Source organism: Pseudomonas sp. GW822-FHT05A08, assembly GCF_058800485.1.
This window is the reverse complement of the sequence record NZ_CM179511.1, coordinates 4,241,011-4,260,422: the sequence shown is the minus strand read 5'-3', so window position 1 is coordinate 4,260,422 and position 19,412 is coordinate 4,241,011. Positions and strand designations below refer to the sequence as shown.

Below are 19,412 nucleotides of genomic sequence, written 5' to 3'. Positions count from 1 at the left end.
ATTGTTGTCAAGAAACTCTCCGACCAGTGGGGGAACACTGTGATGTTTGAAGATAGGCGGTCGGCGGTGGTTTTTTTAGTTTCTTTTGTTATAGGGCTTATTTGAAAAAAGCGAATATAAGCGCAGGAACTTTGAGGGCACGGAAATCTTTTAGGGGGCTATACTCGCTTTGCACTCGCTGGCATGCCCGAGCTGTTGTTATTGAGCAATACCGTACAAGGAGTTCCAATGCCGCTGCGTTTGACAATCACCAGTTATCACAAGCTGACCCCCGGCCAACGCGCGGAGTTCGAGCTTGATCGCGGTGAGCTGAAAATCGGTCGCAACCCCGAGAACGACTGGATACTTCCAGACCCGGAGCGCCTGGTGTCCGGCCAGCATTGCGTCATTCAACTGCGTGACGGCACCTACTACCTGACCGACACCAGCACCAATGGCGTACAGCTGGTGAATGCCGGCGTGCGCATGCACCGTGGCAACAGCGAACCCTTGCGCGACGGCGAACTGCTGCGCGTCGGCGAGTACGACATCCTGGTGCAGATCAACGGCGCCCCACAGATCGCCAACGGCGCGCCCGGGATGAGCGATCCCTTTACCGGCTTCGATGCGCTGATCAAGCGCCAGGCGCCCGGCGAGATGCCCGGCGCAGCGGCGGCGCCCCCCGCCAGGGTGCAGATCCATGCGGGCGGTTCGCCCCTGGACACCAAGCCTGACCTGTTCGATTTTCTCGCGTCCCCGGCCGTCCCCCCTCCGGCCCTGGCCGACCACGTGCCGCCCGAACGCCATGATTTTCGCCCGCCTGAGCCACAACGCCCGAGTGCCCCTGCGGCCAGCGAAACCGGCGCGGCACCGGCGATTCCGGCGGATTGGGACCCCTTCACCGAACTGGGGGCGGGCCCGGCGCCGGTGGCGCCGGCCACTGTGCAAGCCACCGCGCAAGCCCAGCCGCAACCATTGCCAGCGGCATCGGAGAATATTGCCGGCAGCGCACCCGAACCGGCCGTGCAACGGGCCGCGGTTGCGCCTCCGGCGCCGGCAAGCGGGGGCGACAAGGAAGAGGTGCTGGAAGCCTTTCTCAGGGGCGCGGGGCTCGAGCCATTGCGTATCGACAGAGGCGAAACCCTCGCGCAAATGGAGGCCATCGGCCGCAGCTACCGGCATATGGTCGAGGGGTTGATCGAGGTGCTGCGCGCCCGTGCCAGCCTCAAGGGTGAGTTCCGCATGGCCCAGACCATGATCCGCCCTGTGGAGAACAACCCCCTCAAATTCGCCCCCAATGTCGATGAGGCGCTGCTGTTATTGCTGCGTTCCGGCAACCAGGCCTTCATGCCGGCCGACCAGGCGATCAAGGAAAGCTTCGACGACCTGAAAGCGCATCAACTGGCCGTCATGGCGGGCGTACAAGCCTCGATCCAACACCTGCTCAAGCGTTTTCAGCCCGCGGTACTGGAAGCGCGTTTAAGTCAACCTTCGGCTATTGGCGCTTTGCTGCCCGGTAGACGTCAAGCGCAATACTGGGAGTTGTTCACGGAACTCTATGCAAGCATTTCCAGGGAGGCCGAAGATGATTTCGAGGATTTGTTCGGGCGCGAATTCAGTCGTGCCTATGAGGAACAAAATACCAAGTTGCGAAAAGGCTGAGCGCCATCGGTTAGTTGGATAAAGGCCAATGGCTATTAAATAGTGAGTTGATCTTGTTTGGCGATCGGTAGTTTCGATTTGGAATAATAAACGTCATGGAGGACGACATGCCAAAGTTCTTGTTGTTCGCAACAGTACTACTGCTGACGGCCTGTGCTTCGAGCCCGCCGCCGCCCGCTGCGCCTACTGTCGTTGTCATGCATATCCAGGCTGCTGCCGATCTGAATCTTTCGGCGGGCGGCCAGGCGACGCCGGTGCGGGTGCGTTTGTATGAGTTGAAGAGCGGTGGAGCTTTCAGTCGCGCCGACTATTTCTCCCTGGTGAATGCCACCGGCACGACCTTGTCCGCGGACCTGGTGGCGCAGGACGAATTACTGGTCCAGCCGGGTCAAAGGCTGACCCTGGAGCGCACGCTCGACGAGCAGAGCCGTTTGCTCGGCCTGGTGGTGTCCTACCGTGAACTGGACAGCGCCGTGTGGCGCCAGATGGTCAATATCCCGAGCCATGCAACCACGCCATTGACGGTTTCCCTGACAGCCAGGGCGATTAGCGCGGCAGCCACGAAACCTGCGAATTAGTCCTGTCGAGGAAGCCAGTCCATGTCCTGGAATAACCGTGTGGTGTGGTCCGAAGGAATGTTTCTGCGGCCGCAGCATCTCCAGCAACATGATCGCTATATGGAAGCCCTGATCGATGGCCGTTGCCGCCCGTTGAGCGCCGGTGGCTGGGGGTTCTCCGAGCTGCGCATCGACGAGTCCCTGCTCGGCCAGGGCAAGGTGGCGATTGTCAGCGCGCGCGGGGTGCTACCCGATGGCACGCCTTTCGACATTCCCGGCGACGATCTGCCGCCGCCGCCATTGAACGTCAACGACAACCTGCGCGATGCGCAGGTCTTCCTGGGCTTGCCGCTCAAGCGTGCCGGCAGCCGCGACACCGTGGGGGAGGGCGAAGCTCCGGGCGGTGCGCGCTATATCAGCCAGGTGCGTGAGGTGCGCGATGACAACGCCGCCTTCGAGAGCCGGGCGTCGCTGGCGATCGGCGGCAAAGCCCTGCGCCTGCTGACCGAGCGCGACGGCCTCGGCGAATATGCCTGCCTCGGTTTGCTCCGGGTGCTGGAAAAACGTGCGGACAATGCCGTGCAACTGGACGACGACTATATTGCGCCGCTGCTCGATGTGGCCGCCTCCAGCGTGCTGGCGGCCTTTCGCAGCGAGCTGCAAGGGTTGTTGCACCAGCGCGGCGAGGCTCTGGCCGGTCGGGTGGTGGCCTCGGGGGCCGGCGGCGCCTCGGAGATCGCCGACTTTCTGCTGTTGCAACTGGTCAATCGCGCCGAGCCCTTGCTCAGCCACCTGGCCCGGTTGAGTCCCTTGCACCCGCAGGACTTCTATCGCGAGGCGGTCTGCCTGGCGGGGGAGTTCGCCACCTTTTCCGCAGCCGGACGTCGCCCCAGCGACTACCCGGCCTATGCCCACGACGACCTGGCGAGCAGCTTCGCCCCGGTGATGCATGACCTGCGGCAAGCCTTGTCGATGGTCATCGATACCCGCGCCACGCCGATTCCGATCGTCGAGAAATCCTACGGCGTGCATGTGGCGATGCTGGCCGACAAGAGCTTGCTGGAGATGGCCAGCTTCGTCCTAGTGGTGCGTGCCGAGGTGCCGGCCGAAACCCTGCGCACGCATTTCCCCCAGCAGGCCAAGATCGGCTCGGTGGAACACATCCGCGACCTGGTCAATCTGCAGTTGCCCGGCATCGCCTTGCTGTCCATGCCCGTGGCGCCGCGGCAGATTCCCTATCACGCCGGTTCAAGCTATTTCGAACTGGATCGTGGCAGCGAACACTGGAAACAGTTGACCCACTCAGGGGGATTCGCCTTTCACATTGCCGGCCAGTTCCCGGGCCTGAACCTGGCCTTCTGGGCCATTCGAGGATAGTTCGTCATGCACCCGATCGATGATCCCTTCGGCAGCTCTGGCATAGGCGGCACTTCAGGCGGCGCCTCGCCGGGCGGCAACGACCATACCCTGATCATGCCGCGGCCCGGCGGGCGCTCCGTCGATGCCTCTGCCCCAAGGAAGGATGGCGCCAGCGCCGCCGATCCGCACATTGCGATGCCGGGCGCGCCGGTGGCGAGCAGCCTGGCCCAGGGCCTCAACCCGCTGGAGCGGGCGGCCGGCCCGATACTGGCGCTGCTGGCCCGCTTGCGCAGCACCCTCGCTCACCCGCAACCGGCCAGCCTGCGCGCCCAGTTGCTGGCCTACCTGCGCCAGTTCGAGGAGCAGGCGCGCGCCGCCGGCGTCGCCCAGGATGAGGTGATGCTCAGCCGTTATGTGCTCTGTACCGCGCTGGACGAGGCGGTCCTCAGCACCCCCTGGGGCAGTACCAGCGATTGGGGCAAACAGAGCCTGCTGATCACCCTGCACAACGAAGCCTGGGGCGGCGAAAAAGTCTTCCAGCTGCTCGAACACTGTCTGCAGAACCCGCAGCAGCGCCTGCACATTCTCGAGCTGCTGTACCTCTGTATCTGCCTGGGCTTCGAGGGCCGTTACCGGGTCATGAATGACGGCCGCAGCCAGCTGGAAGCCTTGCGCGAACGCACCAGCGCGACCATTCGCAGCGTGCGCGGCGAATTCGAGCGCGAGCTGTCGCCGCATTGGCGGGGGCTCAGCGTGGTGCGCGATCGCTTGTCGCAGTTCCTGCCGCCCTGGGTTGGCGTGGCCATTTGCCTGGCCGTGCTGTTGCTGCTGCTGTTCGGTTTGCGCCTGAAGCTGGCGGCCGACGCCGAGCCGGTGTTTCGCAATATCCACGCCCTGGGCGAGATCCCGGTGCAAACCATCGACCGTCCACCGCAGCAGCCCAGGTTGATCGAACGCCCGCGCCTGGCGCGCTTCCTCGCCGAGGACATCAAGGCCCAGCGCGTTGCCGTGGAGGATGCGCTGGATCGCTCGGTGGTGACCATCCGTGGCGACGAGTTGTTCGCCTCGGGCAGCGCGAGCATTTCCGAACAGTTGCAGCCCTTGCTGCTGCGCGTCGCCGATGCCCTGCGCCAGATCAAGGGCACGGTGCAGGTCACCGGGCACAGCGATAACCGACCGATCGCCACCTTGCGCTACCCCTCGAACTGGAAGCTGTCGCAGGATCGCGCGCAGCAAGTGATGGAGATCCTCGCCGCCCGCAGCGGGCAACCGGAGCGCTTCACCGCCGAAGGGCGCAGCGACGCCGAACCGGTCGCCTCCAATGACAGCGCCGCCGGACGCGCCAGGAACAGGCGCGTGGAGATCACCGTGCTAGCGGAGGGCAACCAGTGAAGGCCTTTATCAATTTCCTGGTGCGCTGGGTGGTGCCGCTGCTCGGCCTGCTCGCCCTGAGCCTGGTGATCTGGTTCCTCGGTCCGCTGATCATCGTCGCGGCCTATGAACCCCTGGCCCCGGCGGCCGTACGCTGGGCGCTGATCGGCCTGTTGTTCCTGGCCTGGATCGGGGTGCGCGTATTGCGCATCGTCCAGGCCCGGCGCAACGCCGCCAAGGTCATGCAGGGCCTGGCAGCGGTGGCGCCGGATGCGGCCAGCGTCGCCACCGCCGAAGAGCTGGCGACCCTCAAGCAACGCATGGACGAAGCGCTGCAATTGCTCAAGCGCAGCAAGCTCGGCGGTAACGAGCGGCGCAACCTTTACGAGCTGCCCTGGTACGTGATCATCGGCCCGCCGGGCTCGGGCAAGACCACCGCGCTGGTCAATTCCGGGATGCACTTTCCGCTGGCCGAACAGATGGGCAGTGGGGCGATCCGCGGAGTCGGCGGTACGCGCAACTGCGACTGGTGGTTCACCGACGAAGCGGTGCTGCTGGACACCGCCGGGCGCTACACCACCCAGGACAGCCATGCGGCGGTGGACAAGGCGGCCTGGCTGGGCTTTCTCGACCTGTTGAAGAACCAGCGCAAGCGCCGGCCGATCGATGGCGTCTTCGTCGCCATCAGCCTGTCCGACCTGCTATTGGGCAGCGAGGCCGAGCGCAGCGCCCATGCCCGGGCCATCCGCACGCGGGTGCAGGAGTTGTATGGCCAGCTCGGTGTGCGCTTCCCGATCTACGTGATGCTCACCAAGTTCGACCTGGTGCCGGGGTTCATGGAGTTCTTCGACGCGCTGAGCAAGGAAGAGCGCGCGCAGGTCTGGGGCGTCACCTTTGCCCTGGACGATGGCAAGAGTCCCCAAGGCCCGCTGGCACGTTTCGATGAGGAATTCACCGCCCTCGAGGCGCGTCTTACCGAGCGCTTGGTCGAGCGCCTGCAACAGGAGCGCGACCCCAACCGACGCGATCTGATCTACGGCTTCATCCAGCAGTTCGCGGCGTTGCGTCACAACCTGTCGTCCTTCCTCGAGGGGGTATTCAAGCCCAATCCCTATGAAGAGCGTGCGCTGTTGCGCGGGCTGTACTTCACCAGCGGCACCCAGGAAGGCAGCCCCATCGACCGTCTGATCGGCAGCATGGCGCAAAGCATGAACCTGGATCGCCAGCACCTGGCGCGCCAGACCGGCACAGGCCGCAGTTACTTCATCACCCGCCTGTTCCGCGATGTCGCCTTCGGCGAGCGCGGCCTGGTCGGCAGTAACCCCAAGGTCGAGCGCCGGCATCGCTGGATCAATCGTGGCGTACTCGCCGCCAGTGCCGTGGTCTTGCTTGCGGTGACGGCCATCTGGGTCGCCAGCTACCGCGCCAACCAGGCCTATATCGCCGAGGTGGACGCGCGCCTGGCGCCGCTCAAGGGGCAGGTCGAATCCCTCAGCCCGGCGCAGCGTGAGGTATTGGCCGTGCTGCCGCTGCTCAACGCCGTTCGCCATGTCGCCGACAATTCGCTGTCCTGGGCCGAAGGCTATGGCCTGTTCCAGGGCGACATGCTCGGCGCCGAAGCCGCCAGCGTGTACCGCAAGCTGCTGATCGCGGTGCTGGCGCCGCGTCTGCTGACCCGCATCGAGGAGCAGTTGCGCAGCGGCGGCAACACCGAGTTTCTCTACGAAGGCCTCAAGGTCTACCTGATGCTGGCCAGCGCCGAGCACTATGACGCCGATGCCATCAAGACCTGGATCAACCTCGACTGGGACCACAGCCTGCCGCGCGACCTGGCCCCGGAACAGCGCCTGGCCCTGGCCGAGCATCTCAATGCGCTGTTCGCCCACAAGCCACCGCCGGCGAGGCTGGATGAGGAACTGCTGGCCGACCTGCGTCGGCAGTTGCAACAGATGTCTGTGGCGCAGCGGGTCTACAGCCGGGTGAAACGCCAGAAGCTGCCCGAGGGCGTAGCGGATTTTCGCCTCAGCGAAGCGGCCGGGCGTGACGCCGCCCTGGTGTTCACGCGCAAGAGCGGCAAGCCGCTGAGCGATCCGTTATCCGGTTTCTATACCTACCGTGGCTACCGCCAGGCGTTCATGGTCGCCAGTCTCAGCCAGTCCGGCGCCCTGGCCGAGGAACAGTGGGTACTCGGCCGGCCATTGAACGACAACCAGGATGTCGCCAGCCTGGCCCTGGAGGTGCGTGCCCTGTACTTCCAGGATTTCCTCAACCAATGGGAAACACTGCTCGGCGATCTCGATTTCGTCACGATCAACGGCATCGCCCAGGCCGCCGATGTGCTGCGGGTGCTCTCCGGGCCAAACTCGCCACTGAAGAAACTGCTCGATGCGGTGGCCAGGGAAACCAACCTGCAACAAGAAGATCGCCTGCTGGCCGAGAAGCTCAAGGCCGCCGACGGCACCGTGGACAAACTCAAGCAGCAGCTCGGCTCGCTGGTCGGACAAGCGGCCCAGGAAGATTCGTCGGCAACCTCGCAGGTCGACCCCATCACCGCGCGCTTCGCCGAGCTCAATAGCCTGGTGACCAGCCATGGGGATGGGCCAGCGCCGATCGACGATCTGCTGGCCCAGCTCAATGAGCTTTATGTGCAGGTCAGCGCCATGAGCGGCGCCAGCGGCGAGGCCCTGCTGGGCGAGGCGAAGAACCAGGCGGTAGCCACGGCATCGCGGGTCAAGCTCGGCGCCGAGCGTCAGCCGCCACTGGTGCAGAAGCTGGTCAACTCGGTGGTCAGCGCCACCACCAGCAGCATGATGGGCAGCATCCGCACCCAGCTCAACGCGGCCTGGATCAGTGAGGTGGTGAATGTCTACCGCCAGTCCCTGGCCGGCCGTTATCCCTTGGTCAACTCCAGTTCGCGGGAGGCCACCCTGGAGGACTTCGGCAACTTCTTCGGCGTGGGCGGGGTGATGGACAACTACTTTCGCAAGTACCTGCAACCCTACGTCAACACCTCGACCAGCAACTGGCGCTGGCAGCCGGGCGCCGCGGAAAAACTCGGCATCGGCCCGGGCGTGCTGCAAACCTTCCAACGCGCCGCGGCCATTCGCGATGCCTACTTCCGCGCTGGAGGCACCCAGCCGGCGGTACGCTTCGAGCTCAAGCCCGTGGCCATGGACGCCTCTATCAGCCAGTTCCTGCTCGATCTGGACGGCCAGCAGCTCAGCTACGACCATGGCCCCAGCCGGCCGATGGCGATGCAATGGCCCAGCCCCAACAGCCTGGGGGTGGTGCGCCTGTCCGTCACGCCGCCCACCAGCGCCGGTCGTTCGGGACTGACCCTGGAGGGACCCTGGGCCTGGTTTCGCTTGCTGGAGCAGTCCGACCTGACCCAGGGCAATGCCCCGGACCGCTTTACCCTGCGGATGCGCGTCGACACTGCGAGCATCTCCTGCGAACTGCGCGCCAGCAGCGCGTTCAACCCGTTCAAGGGTCGGCTGGTGTCCGGCTTCAGCCTGCCGGAGCGCTTGTGAGCAGCCCGGGTTTCTACGGCAAGCTGGCCGGCCGCGGGGATTTCATCCACCGCGGCCTGTCGCCGACCTTTATCGAGCGCTGGGATGCCTGGCTCTCCGCCGGCATGGCCAGCAGCCAGGCGGCTCTGGGGGCGGCCTGGCTGGACGCCTACCTGGTCAGCCCGCTGTGGCGCTTTGCCGTGGCGCCGGGCCTGCTCGGCAGTGAGGCGGCGGTGGGGGTGATGATGCCCAGCGTCGACCGGGTCGGGCGCTACTTCCCGCTGACCATCGCGCTGCTGCTGGAGGCCGATACCGATCTGGGCGCGCTGGTGGCCGGCCCGGATGACTGGTTCGAGGCCGCCGAGGTCCTGTTGCTCTCGACCCTGGAGCCCGAGGCCGCTGTCGAGGCCTTCGAGGCCGCGGTGCCGGCCCTCGGTAGCCCGGTCTGTAGCACGCAGGTGCCGGGCATGCAGGCGCTGCAGGGGCAGGTGCGCTTCGCCGCCACGACTGCGGCGGCGCGCGGGGCGGTGCTGATGCAGCACGCCTGCGAGGGCGCGAGCCTCTGGTGGGGCAAGGGCTCCGGACGGGTCGCCGCTGGCCTGCTGCGTTGCCAGGGGTTGCCGGCGGCGCAGGACTTCAGCGGTTTTCTGCTGGGCGAGGGCGGCTACGCGGCGCTTGCGCAAACCGCGCAGTTCGATTTCGGGAGCTGATTTTGGAAATTAGGGACATTTCGGGAGCCAGGGCATGTCGTCAGCCGTAACGCGTTACGAATCCGCCAGTCACAGCCATGTCGGCATGGTGCGTCAGGTCAACGAGGACGCCTGCCTGGATGCGGTGCAAGCCGGCCTCTGGGTGGTGGCCGACGGCATGGGCGGGTATACGGCGGGCGATTTCGTCAGCAGCCTGATCGTCGATACGCTGCGCGCCATCCCGCCCGAGCCCGCCTTGGCGGCCTATGTCCAGGCGTTGCGGGCGGGGCTGGAGCAGGCCAACGCGGCGGTTCGCCAGGAAACCGCGCAGCGCGGTGTCGGCATCATGGGCAGCACCCTGGTGCTGCTGGCCGCCCGAGCAGACAAGGCCACCTGCCTGTGGGCCGGCGACAGCCGCCTGTATCGCCTGCGCGAGGGCCAGCTGGAGGTCATCAGCCATGACCACAGTTATGTCCAGGAGTTGCTGGACAGCAGGCTGCTCAGCGAGGACGAGGCGCGGGAGCACCCCATGGCCAACATCGTCACCCGCGCCGTGGGCACCCAGGACCGGCTGGAACTCTCGGCCGTGGACCTGGAGGTGCGTCCCGGCGACAGCTTCCTGCTGTGCAGCGACGGGCTGACCAAGACCGTCGAGGACCATGAACTGCGCGAGGTGCTGGGCAACGCGAGCCCCTATGAGGTGGTCCGCAGCCTGGTGCACCTGGGGCTGACCCGGGGCGCTCCCGACAACATCACGGCGGTAGTCGTCAATGCCCACTGAAAACGCATCAGCCGAAGAACGCTCGAGCATGGACATGGACATTCCCGGCTATGGGATCGAGCGCGAGCTGGGCGAGGGCGCCATGGCCACGGTCTACCTGGCGACCCAGCGCTCGCTGGAGCGCAAGGTGGCGCTCAAGGTCATGGCCGCCGCGCTGGCCGCCGACCGCAGCTTCTGCGAGCGCTTCCTGCGCGAGGGCAAGACCCTGGCGCGGCTCTCCCACCCGCACACCGTGACCATTTACGACATCGGCAATGCCGGCCACTTCTATTACATGGCCATGGAGTACCTGCCGAACGGGACGCTGAAGGAACGGATCGCCGAGGGGCTCAGCCCGCAGCAGGGCCTGGTCTACCTGCGCCAGATCGCCCTGGCCCTGGGGTATGCCCATGCCCAGGGCCTGGTGCACCGGGACGTCAAGCCGGCCAATATCCTGTTCCGCGCCAACGGTTCGGCGGTGCTCTCGGACTTCGGCATCGCCAAGTCCCTGGAGGACAGCACCCAGTTCACCCAGGCCGGTTTCGCCGTGGGCACACCCAGCTACATGAGTCCCGAACAGGCCCGCGGCCAGCAGATCGACGGGCGCACCGACCTCTACGCCCTGGGGGTGGTGCTCTACGAGATACTCACCGGCAAGCTGCCCTATACCGGCAGCGACTCGCTGTCCACGGCCCTGGCCCACTTGACCGAGCCGCTGCCCGAACTGCCCATGACCCACGGCCGTTACCAGGGGATTCTGCGCAAGCTGCTGGCCAAGGATCCGGCCGAGCGTTTTGCCGATGCCGATGCCCTGATCGCCGCGCTGGACAACCTGCCGCCCGCCGGGCCGGCCGATGCCGAGGCGACGCAGATCCGCCCATTGCCGTTGCCCACCGCGGCGGCCGCCGGCCAATCCGCGACGACCGGCCTGGGCGGGATGACGCCGGTTTCCCTGGACATGCCGCCGCTCGCTGCGCCAGAGCCCGAGCCAGCCGCCATGGCCGGATCCGAACGGGCCACAAGCCTCGGCGCACAGCCGCCGGCCGGGTCGCGCGGGCCGTTGCTGGCGCTGCTCGGTGTGGCCGTGGTCGGCGCACTGGCCCTGGCTGGCGGGGGCTACTGGTGGCTGCGCTCGGCGCCGCCGGCGGAACCGGAAAACGGCCAGGTCGAGGCCAAAAAAACGCCGGCTGACGAGGTGCGGGACTCGCCCGCCAAGACGGCCAGCGCAGCGCAACCGCCGCTGACGACGAACGCCGACGGCGGCGACCGGCCACTGCTGATGCCGGGCAAGAAAACCCTGTTCCAGCGCGTGCTGAGCAAGCCCGGCGCACAGGTGTCCGGCCAGCCCGGGGCGGCGCCCAGCGGTGCCGCGCTGCCGGCGTTCTCGGTGCTGTATGTCTATCAGCGCCAGGCGGTGGCGGGTGGCACCTGGCTGGAGGTTGGCGCCGCCAGCGATGGCCAGCGCGATGGCTGGTTGCCGGCCGAGCAGGTCAGCGACTGGAAGCAGAGCCTGGTGCTGAAATTCACCGAGCGCTCCGGTCGTTCGCCGGTCATGTTCCTGCGCGAAGCAAGCACCCTCGAGCGGTTTCTGGCGGACACGGCGCAGGCCCGCGCGGCCCTGCACAAGGCGCAGAACGAAGGCAGCGTGGACCCGCAGATCGTCGCGCTGGAGCCTGTGGCCAGCGCCATTCCCCAGGACCAGTTCTACCTGCTGCCGATTTTCGAGGCCCGCGAGAGTTTCGATGCCGACGGTCAGCCGGTGCAACTGCTCAATGTGGCCTCCATCGACCCTGGCAATACGCCCCTGGGCAAGGCCGGGGGAGCGGCCAAGGCCGGCAGCGATGCCTTCCGCACGGCGATCGTGCTGGTGGTCGACACCTCGGTGTCGATGCAGCCCTACATCGACCGGGTGCGCCAGGTGGTGCAGGCGTTGCATCGGCAGATCGCCAGCCGTGGCGACCTGGACAGCGTCAGCTTCGGCCTGGTGGGGTTTCGCAGCAATGTCGAGAAAACCCCGGGCCTGGAATATGTGGCGCAAACCCTGGTGAGCCTGGAGCAGGGCCGCGATCCACAGCGCTTCCTCGAGCTGGCTGGCCAGGTCAAGGCCGCCCAGGTGTCCAGCCACGCCTTCAATGAAGATGCCTTCGCCGGTGTGATGGCGGCGGTCGAGGGCATGGACTGGAGTCCCTATGCCGGGCGGCTGATCCTGCTGGTCTCCGATGCTGGCGCCCTGCGCAAGAACGATCCGCTGGGGCACACCCAGATGAACGAAGCCGAGGTGCACGAAGCCGCCCTCAGTAAACGGATCAAGCTCTATGCGCTGCACTTGCGCACCGAAGCGGGCCGGAAAAACCATGACTTCGCCGAGCAGCAGTACCGCAGCCTGACGGCCGACGCCAACCCGCAGATCGGCGACCTGTACATTCCGGTGGCGGGCGGCGATGTCGGTCGCTTCGGCGATACGGTCGCCGAGATCGGCTCGGTATTCGCCGAACAGGTGCATCAGGCGCGCAACAACCAGCTGCCGAGCCTGCCGCCGCTACAAGGGGCACCGAGCGTCGCGAGCAAGGCCACGGCCATCGGCTACGCCATGCAAATGGACTTTCTCGGTCGCCAGTCGGCGGTCCGTGCACCGCAGCTGATCACCGCCTGGACCTCCGACCATGACCTGACCAACCCCTCGCTGCCGGCCTTCCAGGTCTGCGTGCTGCTGACCAAGCTGCAACTCAACGACCTGCAGCAGTCGCTGAAACTGATCGTCGATGCGGCCCGCCGTACCCAGACCTCGCCCAAGGATTTCTTCCAGGAAATCGCCAGCGCCAGCGCCCACATGAGCCGCGACCCGACGCGGTTGAAGCAGGGCGGCAACCTGGTGGAAGGCGGCATCCTCGGCGAGTACCTGGACGGCCTGCCGTATCGCAGTAAATCGCTGACCATGACCCAGGACCTCTGGCTGTCCCTGAGCGTGGCCGAGCAGCAGGACTTCATCGACGAACTGGAGTCGAAGATCCGCCTGTACGAGACCTTCCACAACGACAGCGCCAACTGGGTCCGCTTCGGCGAGGCCCAGCCGGGCGATGCGTTGTACCGCGTACCCCTGGCGACGCTGCCCTGATGCTCAAGCTCAGAGATATTCGCAAGACCCGCGGCGAGGGACCACAGCGCTACAGCCTGGTGGTGCCCCAGCTCGACCTGCGGCCGGGCCAGCGCCTGGCCCTGGTAGGTCCCAGCGGCAGCGGCAAGAGCACCCTGCTGGACCTGCTGGCCCTGGTGCTGTCCCCGGACCCGGGCGGCGTTTTCGAATGCCGCGCCGACGACCGGACGCTGGATGTCGCCGGGCTCTGGCGCAGCGGTCGCCAGGATGTGCTGGCCGGGCTGCGCAGCCGGGTCATGGGCTATGTGCTGCAGACGGGCGGGTTGCTGGGTTTTCTCGACGTGCAGCGCAACATCGGCTTGTCGCGGGCGCTGCTCGGCCTGCCGGCCGATGCCACGGTCTGGCGTCTGGCCGAGCAGCTGGAAATCGCCGACCAGCTGCACAAGCTGCCGGCGGCACTGTCCGTGGGCCAGCGCCAGCGGGTCAGCATCGCCCGGGCCCTGGCCCATGGGCCGAGCATCGTGCTGGCGGACGAGCCCACCGCCTCGCTGGACCCGCTGAATGCCGAACGGGTCATGCAACTGCTGGTGGCCCAGGCCGAGGAGCGTGGCGTGTGCATCCTGGTCGCCACCCATGACGAGGCGCTGGCCCGGCGCGCCGGGCTGCAGCTGCATCCCTTGCAGGTGCTGCGCGGCGCGGATGGCGGGGTCACCGCGACCCTGGCGGGAGGTGGCTGATGCGGCTTGCCCTGATGGCCCTGCTGGCCTGGCACGACTACCGCGCCGAGGTGCGCCTGTCGGTTTGCGCGGTCCTGGCCCTGGTCGCCGTGCTCGCGCCCTTGCTGGTGCTGTTCGGCCTCAAGTTCGGCCTGGTCACCACCCTGACCGAACGCCTGGAGCGCGACCCCGCCGTGCGGGAAGTGGTGCCCATGGGCGGCGGGCGCTTCAGCGCCCAGGCCATCGCCGAGCTGGCCGCGCGTCCCGAGGTTGCCTTCGTCGTGCCGCGTACCCGACAGATCGCCGCGACCGCTGACCTCTACCCGGACTCGGCCGGCCAGGCGTTGACGGTCGAGATGATCCCCACCGCCGCGGGCGACCCGCTGGTGGCGCCCGCGCTGCTGCCCCAGGCGCCGGACCAGATACTGCTCAGCCAGCGGGCGGCGGAGAAACTCGGGGTCCAGGGCGGCGACGTGCTGAGCGCCGCGTTCGGCCGTCAGGTCGGCGGGCGCCAGGAATACCAGCGCACCCGCCTGCGGGTGCAGGGGGTCTTGCCACTCGCGGCCTTCCCGCGTGATGCGCTGTTCGCGCCCCTGGCCCTGCTGGAAGCCGCCGAAGACTACCGCGACGGTCAGGCCTGGCCTGGGTACGAGCCACAAGCGAACACGGCGCGGGTGTATCCGGGGTTCCGTCTCTACGCCGCGGACCTGGACGGCGTGGAGCGCCTGCGCCGGTATTTCGCCGAGCGCCAGCTGGAAGTCGCGACCCAGGCCGGCGTCATCGCCCAGGTGCGCTCCCTCAGCCACAACCTGACCCTGGTGTTCTGGATCATCGCCAGCCTGGCCCTGGCCGGGGCCTTCGCGGCCATGACCGCCAGCGCCCTGGCCGCCGTCGAGCGCAAGCGCAGGGCCTTGTCGGTGTTGCGCCTGCTGGGTTTTTCGACAGGCGCCCTGATCGCTTTCGTCGTGCTGCAGGCGCTGTACACCGGGGTGTTCGGCCTGCTGCTGGCCTGGGGCTTGTACGGCATGGCCGAAACCGGGCTGAACCGGCTGTTCGCACCGGCGACGGGGGAGTTCGCCTGCCGGCTGCTGCCGAGCCACTACCTGCTGGCCCTGCTGCTGACACTGCTCTGCTGCCTGCTGGCGGCGGCCTCCGGTGGCTGGCGCGCGGCGCGGATCGAAGCATCGGAAGGGCTGCGCGATGTGTAACTGGCGGAGGGTTCTGGTCTGTCTGAAGGGCCTGGTCTGGCTGAGGGGCTTAGTCTGGCTGAGGGCTCTGGTCATGCTGGCGCTGGCCGGCGCGGCGCAGGCGCAGGACGCCCCTGCGGATAACCCGAAACCGCTGCCCGATGACCTCAGCCTGCCGCTGCCCTGCGAAGGTGAATTGGTGTTCCGCTATGTCTATGTCCTCGCCAAGGGCACCCTGGACGACCGTGAGGTCAATCTCGGCTACCCCTTCAGCGATGACGATCCGGGCTACCGGCAATCCTTCATCTCCGGTTATCGACGCGACTACATCAACGGTCAGTTCGTCCTCGACGACCTGCCGGCCGACTGGCAAGCCAGAATCGCCCCGACCCTGCCCAAGAGCGAGGCCGACAGCCTGCTCAAGCCGATGTTCTATTTTGTCGGCAAATACGAGGTCACCGAGCGCCAATACGCCCTGGTCATGGCCCAGGAGGCGGCCTTGGCGGGGCAGGGCGAGGCACCGGCCTGCGCGCCCATGAGCGACATGTCCGCGCGCTTGCCCAAGGTCAAGTTGTCGCGCCTCGAGGCCGAGCGCTTTGCCGCGGTGTATAGCGCCTGGTTGCTCAAGTACCACCGCGACCGGTTGCCGGTCAGCGGCCGCGGCAAAGCGGCCGAGGACGGCGGGATGGGCTTCGTCCGCCTGCCGACCGAAGTGGAGTGGGAATTCGCCGCCCGCGGTGGCCATGCGGTCAGCCGCCAGGCGCTGGAGGCGCGCTTGTTTCCGCGCAAGGTGCAAGGCAGCGACAGCGATGGCCCGCTAGGGGACTGGGCGGTGTTCAGCCAGGTCGCCGGGGGCACGGGGCAGGGCGCGCGGCTGTTGCCGGTCGGGCTGAAAAAACCCAATCCGTTGGGCCTGTTCGACGTGATCGGCAATGCCGCGGAGATGGTCCAGGAGTCCTTCCAACTGGTCCACGCCGGTCGCCGCCAGGGCAGTTACGGCGGCTTTGTGGTCAAGGGCGGCAACTACCTGGAAGGCGAGTTGACGCTGTTCACCGGCATGCGCCGGGAATACCCGCTGTTCGCCGCCGACGGCAGCGAGCAGCGCAACGCCACCACCGGTTTCCGGGTGGCCCTGGGCGCGTTGTCGGCACCGCGCTCACGCTACGAGGAACTGTTCGAGCAGTGGCAGAAGGAAGGCCGCCTGGCAGGCCTGACCGATGAAATCGAGGCTGCCGAAGACCCGACCCAATTACTGGACAGTCTCATCGCCAGCAGCACCGACCCGAACCTGCAGGCCCGCCTGGCGCGGGTGAACGAAGAGCTCAAGCGCAATGTGTCGCTGATCGCCCGGCAGCGCGAGGAGGCCGCAGGCAACCTGATCCAGTCGGCGGCCCTGGTGGCCGAGACCGTCAACAACTACAACATTCGCCTGACCAACCTGAAGAAGGATCGCGATCAGGCGCGGGCCTCCCAGGACGAAGCCACCGCCAAGCTCTATGAAACGGCCATCGCCAATGGGCGCAGTGCGCTCGAGGGGGCCCTGGCGATCTACATCGACAACCTGGCGACCGGAACGCGCTACACCGACGAGGTGATCCAGACGCAGTTCCAGCGGACCCGGGAAGAGCTCAATCACAAACCGGTGCTGGGAAAAAGCCTCATGGCCCGTGCCACGCTTTTCGTCAGGCATGTGGGGCAGTTTCGCCAGCAGCACCGAGCCGATCCGGAGACGATCCTGAAGGAACTTCTTGCCCCCTGAGCAGGGTGTCGGAACGGTCGTCGGTGGCGGCGAAGACCAGCTAGGCTGGAGGTAGCGTCGGCAGGCTTGGCTCACGCTGGACGCAGCCCGCTCTGCGCGAAGCCGAAACGGAATTGACCCACAAAACAAGGAGAGACACGACCATGGATACTTCACTCAAGAACTGCGTTTCGATCCTGGCTCGTACCCTGCCATTGCCTGGCGTGGTCTGCTGCGCCCTGCTGCTGAGCGGATGCGCGGGCTTCGGGGCTCCAAGCTCGAAGGTCGCGGCCCAAACCAAGGTCGAGTACTACCCGCAATGCTATGAGCCGGTCAGCCAGCTGCGCAGTTCCGACAAGTCGATGACCAAGTCGGTGGCCACTGGCGCCATCGCCGGTGGCCTGCTCGGCGGCCTGACCGGGGCCCTGGTCGGCAATAGCGGCGATGCCGGCCGCAATGCCCTGATAGGCGCTGCCGCCGGGGCTCTGGTCGGGGGCGCGACCGGCTACTACAGCGAACGCCAGAAGCAGATCAGCGACGACCGTGCGCGCATTGCTTCCTACGCCAGCGACTTCGACCAGAGTACCGGCGAAATCGACCGCAGCATCAGCTACACCCGTACCGCGCAGAACTGCTACCAGCGTGAGTTCACCTCACTGCTCAATGCGCGCAAGGCGAAGAAGATCGGCGACAGCGAAGGGCGCCTGCGTTTGGCCGAGATCGTCAGCGGCCTGAAGGAAACCAACGAGCTGATGGCCGCCGTGGATGGGCGTGCCGGCGAGAGCATCGATGTCTACACCCAGGCCTATGAGAAAGACTTGCAGACGGTCGGTGTGCAACGCCAGGACGTCGCTCAGGTGGCCGCCGTGAAATCTCCGGCCGTCACCGATAAGAAGGCGGCGACCCGCAAGAAGGCCAGCGCCAAGCCGGCGACGAAGACGAATGTGCCCAAAGAAGCCGTCACCACCGAGCGCACCTTGCAGCAAGCCACGGCCAAGCGTGCGGAAGGCCAGAAAATCGCTGCTCGTGGCCAGACCATGGTCAACGACGTGTGCAGCAACCCCGACATGGGTGACTGGGCACCGCCTGCCTGCTCGAAAGCCTGATGCGGGAAAAGGCAGCGGGATCCTGTCTATGGCCATCGCCGGCAAGTATCTGGCTCGTCACGTTGATCGCCTGGTCGAGGGCTCTGGTCAGGAAGTGACGGGCCTCTGTCCAACAGTGGTTTTAAGTCAAATTCTGTCTGTTTTTGGAGTCCTTGCTCATCGAACCAGGCATCACGCTATAGCAGCATCGACGACTCTTGATTGACGCCGTGGCGCAGCACCTGGGCGAGCATTGCGAACCCATCGTGGAGTGCCTGATCACCGCCAGAGGCGTTACTGACGCTCGCGCGGACGAATTGTGGAACTGTGCCTTTACCGATGCTGAATGCATCGGCGATCGAGATCAGGTGATTGCGCTGGCGTAGTGAGTGCTCGATTTCCGATGCGCGCCAGGGAGCCGGTACCTCGATCCAGAAGTGAGGGCTGTATTGATGGGTTCGGTAGGTCAGTCCTTGCAGTAGTTTTTCGACCGCCTGCTTACGGCGCTCCATTTCCGCTATCTGCTGATGCAACAGTGAGCGTGCAGTGCCATCTTCAATCCAGAGGCAGGCGATCTCATGGGGCAGTGGCGAGGCCATCCAGCAGCTGTTGCGAATCGCTGCGGCGTGGCGCCCTACCAATGCCTGCGGTACATGGACATATCCAGCCCGAAGCCCCGCGGCTACTCCTTTGCTCAAGCTGCTGATGATGATCCCGCGCTCAGGTGCGTACATGCTGATTGGTATTGGCCTGTCCTGCATCAGCACGCCATGGGTTTCGTCCTCGATGATCAGCACATTGTGTTCGCGGCATATCTGCGCAATTTCTTTACGGCGTTCGGGGCTGAGAATCGCTGTCGTCGGATTCTGTATCGTCGGCGTGCAGTACAAGGCGGAGACTCGATTGATGCTGCAAATCTCAGCAAGCGATGCAGGGATCAACCCTTCCTCATCCATTTCTATACCCAGGACCTTGATACCCAGAAATCGAGCGACGCTGATGAGGCCCGGATAGGTGAGGTGTTCTGTGACCAGCGTGTCTCCAGCACGCAGCATTGCAATGAGGACGGTCAGCAGGCCGTGCTGGCTGCCATTAACGCAGAGGATCTGCTCGGCCGATGACCTGAAGTTGCCATGCGCCAGCCATTGGGCGCCCGCTTGCCGGTGGCGCTGAATACCCGTATCTGGCGTGTAGAGCATCAATTCCTGCAGCCGCTCCACATCTCCTGACAACTGCGCCATCGTGCGCGCCAGCAGCGTGGCTTCCATTCCGGGGATGTGCATGTTGCGACTCATATCGTGGCATTCATCCGGCGCCTCGATGAAATTGCGGAAGCCGACATCGCGAGAACGTTCCTGCTCGCATGCACGAACAAAGGTGCCATCGCCCACCCGCGCCATGACCAGCCCCATGCGCTCCAATTCTGAATAGGCCCGACTGACTGTTCCGGCAGTAACGCCAATCTTGTCGGCAAGGATGCGATGTGGCGGAAGTTTGAGGCCTTGTCCGATAGCGCCGTTGTTGATGGCCTGCTCTATGCCCTGAGCAAGCCGCATGTACTTAGGCCCAGGGCCATCTCGTAGGGCATTCTTGAAGATTGAATCGGTGTCAATAACGGGTTTGACAGACATATTTTCCTCAAATTAACCTGATATCGAGTCAATGAGTTGAGTTGATAAGAATATTCTTGCGAATAAATCAGATCA

13 protein-coding genes are annotated in these 19,412 nt (G+C 65.7%); 12 read left to right on the top strand and 1 reads right to left on the bottom strand.

Annotation, left to right across the window (positions count from 1 at the left end; genetic code table 11):
- Nucleotides 1-228 precede the first annotated feature (228 nt).
- From tagH to tagQ, 12 genes are all read left to right on the top strand, one after another.
- The gene (tagH, locus tag AC3RCP_RS19135) at nucleotides 229-1,641 is read left to right on the top strand and encodes a type VI secretion system-associated FHA domain protein TagH (protein ID WP_101338316.1); all 1,413 of its coding nucleotides are present in this window, start codon (nucleotides 229-231) and stop codon (nucleotides 1,639-1,641) included.
- Nucleotides 1,642-1,748: 107 nt separating this feature from the next.
- Complete coding sequence (tssJ, locus tag AC3RCP_RS19130; RefSeq protein ID WP_101339447.1) at nucleotides 1,749-2,219, top strand: type VI secretion system lipoprotein TssJ; 471 nt, start codon at nucleotides 1,749-1,751, stop codon at nucleotides 2,217-2,219.
- Between the two features lie 21 nt (nucleotides 2,220-2,240).
- Nucleotides 2,241-3,575 (top strand): type VI secretion system baseplate subunit TssK, encoded by a 1,335-nt coding sequence (gene tssK / locus AC3RCP_RS19125; protein ID WP_101338315.1) that lies wholly within the window; start codon nucleotides 2,241-2,243, stop codon nucleotides 3,573-3,575.
- A 6-nt stretch (nucleotides 3,576-3,581) separates the two neighbouring features.
- Nucleotides 3,582-4,949 carry a DotU family type VI secretion system protein gene (locus tag AC3RCP_RS19120; RefSeq protein WP_007930440.1) on the top strand — a complete coding sequence of 456 codons (1,368 nt, stop codon included), beginning with the start codon at nucleotides 3,582-3,584 and terminating at the stop codon, nucleotides 4,947-4,949.
- The gene (tssM, locus tag AC3RCP_RS19115; RefSeq protein WP_492571107.1) at nucleotides 4,946-8,458 is read left to right on the top strand and encodes a type VI secretion system membrane subunit TssM; all 3,513 of its coding nucleotides are present in this window, start codon (nucleotides 4,946-4,948) and stop codon (nucleotides 8,456-8,458) included. Before AC3RCP_RS19120 ends, tssM begins: the two co-directional genes overlap by 4 nt.
- Nucleotides 8,455-9,147 carry a type VI secretion system-associated protein TagF gene (gene tagF / locus AC3RCP_RS19110; RefSeq protein WP_492573237.1) on the top strand — a complete coding sequence of 231 codons (693 nt, stop codon included), beginning with the start codon at nucleotides 8,455-8,457 and terminating at the stop codon, nucleotides 9,145-9,147. Before tssM ends, tagF begins: the two co-directional genes overlap by 4 nt.
- 34 nt (nucleotides 9,148-9,181) lie before the next feature.
- Nucleotides 9,182-9,907 (top strand): PP2C family protein-serine/threonine phosphatase, encoded by a 726-nt coding sequence (locus AC3RCP_RS19105; RefSeq protein ID WP_101338312.1) that lies wholly within the window; start codon nucleotides 9,182-9,184, stop codon nucleotides 9,905-9,907.
- 28 nt (nucleotides 9,908-9,935) lie between these two features.
- Nucleotides 9,936-13,001, top strand: a complete 3,066-nt coding sequence (locus tag AC3RCP_RS19100) for a protein kinase domain-containing protein (protein ID WP_492571361.1) — start codon at nucleotides 9,936-9,938, stop codon at nucleotides 12,999-13,001.
- The gene (locus AC3RCP_RS19095) at nucleotides 13,001-13,717 is read left to right on the top strand and encodes an ABC transporter ATP-binding protein (RefSeq protein WP_101338310.1); all 717 of its coding nucleotides are present in this window, start codon (nucleotides 13,001-13,003) and stop codon (nucleotides 13,715-13,717) included. The genes AC3RCP_RS19100 and AC3RCP_RS19095 overlap by 1 nt, the downstream gene beginning before the upstream one ends.
- Entirely contained in the window at nucleotides 13,717-14,904 is a 1,188-nt protein-coding gene (locus AC3RCP_RS19090; protein WP_492571109.1) for an ABC transporter permease, read from the top strand. Before AC3RCP_RS19095 ends, AC3RCP_RS19090 begins: the two co-directional genes overlap by 1 nt.
- A 73-nt stretch (nucleotides 14,905-14,977) precedes the next feature.
- Nucleotides 14,978-16,642 (top strand): formylglycine-generating enzyme family protein, encoded by a 1,665-nt coding sequence (locus AC3RCP_RS19085; RefSeq protein WP_492571110.1) that lies wholly within the window; start codon nucleotides 14,978-14,980, stop codon nucleotides 16,640-16,642.
- A gap of 143 nt (nucleotides 16,643-16,785) precedes the next feature.
- Nucleotides 16,786-17,727, top strand: a complete 942-nt coding sequence (gene tagQ / locus AC3RCP_RS19080) for a type VI secretion system-associated lipoprotein TagQ (RefSeq protein ID WP_101338307.1) — start codon at nucleotides 16,786-16,788, stop codon at nucleotides 17,725-17,727.
- Nucleotides 17,728-17,903: 176 nt separating this feature from the next.
- On the opposite strand, the gene AC3RCP_RS19075 is transcribed toward tagQ, so the two are convergent.
- Entirely contained in the window at nucleotides 17,904-19,337 is a 1,434-nt protein-coding gene (locus AC3RCP_RS19075; RefSeq protein WP_492571111.1) for an aminotransferase-like domain-containing protein, read from the bottom strand.
- Nucleotides 19,338-19,412 lie beyond the last annotated feature (75 nt).

Excerpts from the sequence above, each read along its gene's own strand:
- AC3RCP_RS19085 (WP_492571110.1), top strand. The coding sequence starts at position 14,978 with ATGCTGGCGCTGGCCGGCGCGGCGCAGGCGCAGGACGCCCCTGCGGAT.
- tssJ (WP_101339447.1), top strand. The coding sequence starts at position 1,749 with ATGCCAAAGTTCTTGTTGTTCGCAACAGTACTACTGCTGACGGCCTGT.
- tssK (WP_101338315.1), top strand. The coding sequence starts at position 2,241 with ATGTCCTGGAATAACCGTGTGGTGTGGTCCGAAGGAATGTTTCTGCGG.
- AC3RCP_RS19090 (WP_492571109.1), top strand. The coding sequence starts at position 13,717 with ATGCGGCTTGCCCTGATGGCCCTGCTGGCCTGGCACGACTACCGCGCC.
- tagQ (WP_101338307.1), top strand. The coding sequence starts at position 16,786 with ATGGATACTTCACTCAAGAACTGCGTTTCGATCCTGGCTCGTACCCTG.
- AC3RCP_RS19105 (WP_101338312.1), top strand. The coding sequence starts at position 9,182 with ATGTCGTCAGCCGTAACGCGTTACGAATCCGCCAGTCACAGCCATGTC.
- AC3RCP_RS19100 (WP_492571361.1), top strand. The coding sequence starts at position 9,936 with ATGGACATGGACATTCCCGGCTATGGGATCGAGCGCGAGCTGGGCGAG.
- AC3RCP_RS19120 (WP_007930440.1), top strand. The coding sequence starts at position 3,582 with ATGCACCCGATCGATGATCCCTTCGGCAGCTCTGGCATAGGCGGCACT.
- AC3RCP_RS19075 (WP_492571111.1), bottom strand. The coding sequence starts at position 19,337 with ATGTCTGTCAAACCCGTTATTGACACCGATTCAATCTTCAAGAATGCC.
- AC3RCP_RS19095 (WP_101338310.1), top strand. The coding sequence starts at position 13,001 with ATGCTCAAGCTCAGAGATATTCGCAAGACCCGCGGCGAGGGACCACAG.
- tagH (WP_101338316.1), top strand. The coding sequence starts at position 229 with ATGCCGCTGCGTTTGACAATCACCAGTTATCACAAGCTGACCCCCGGC.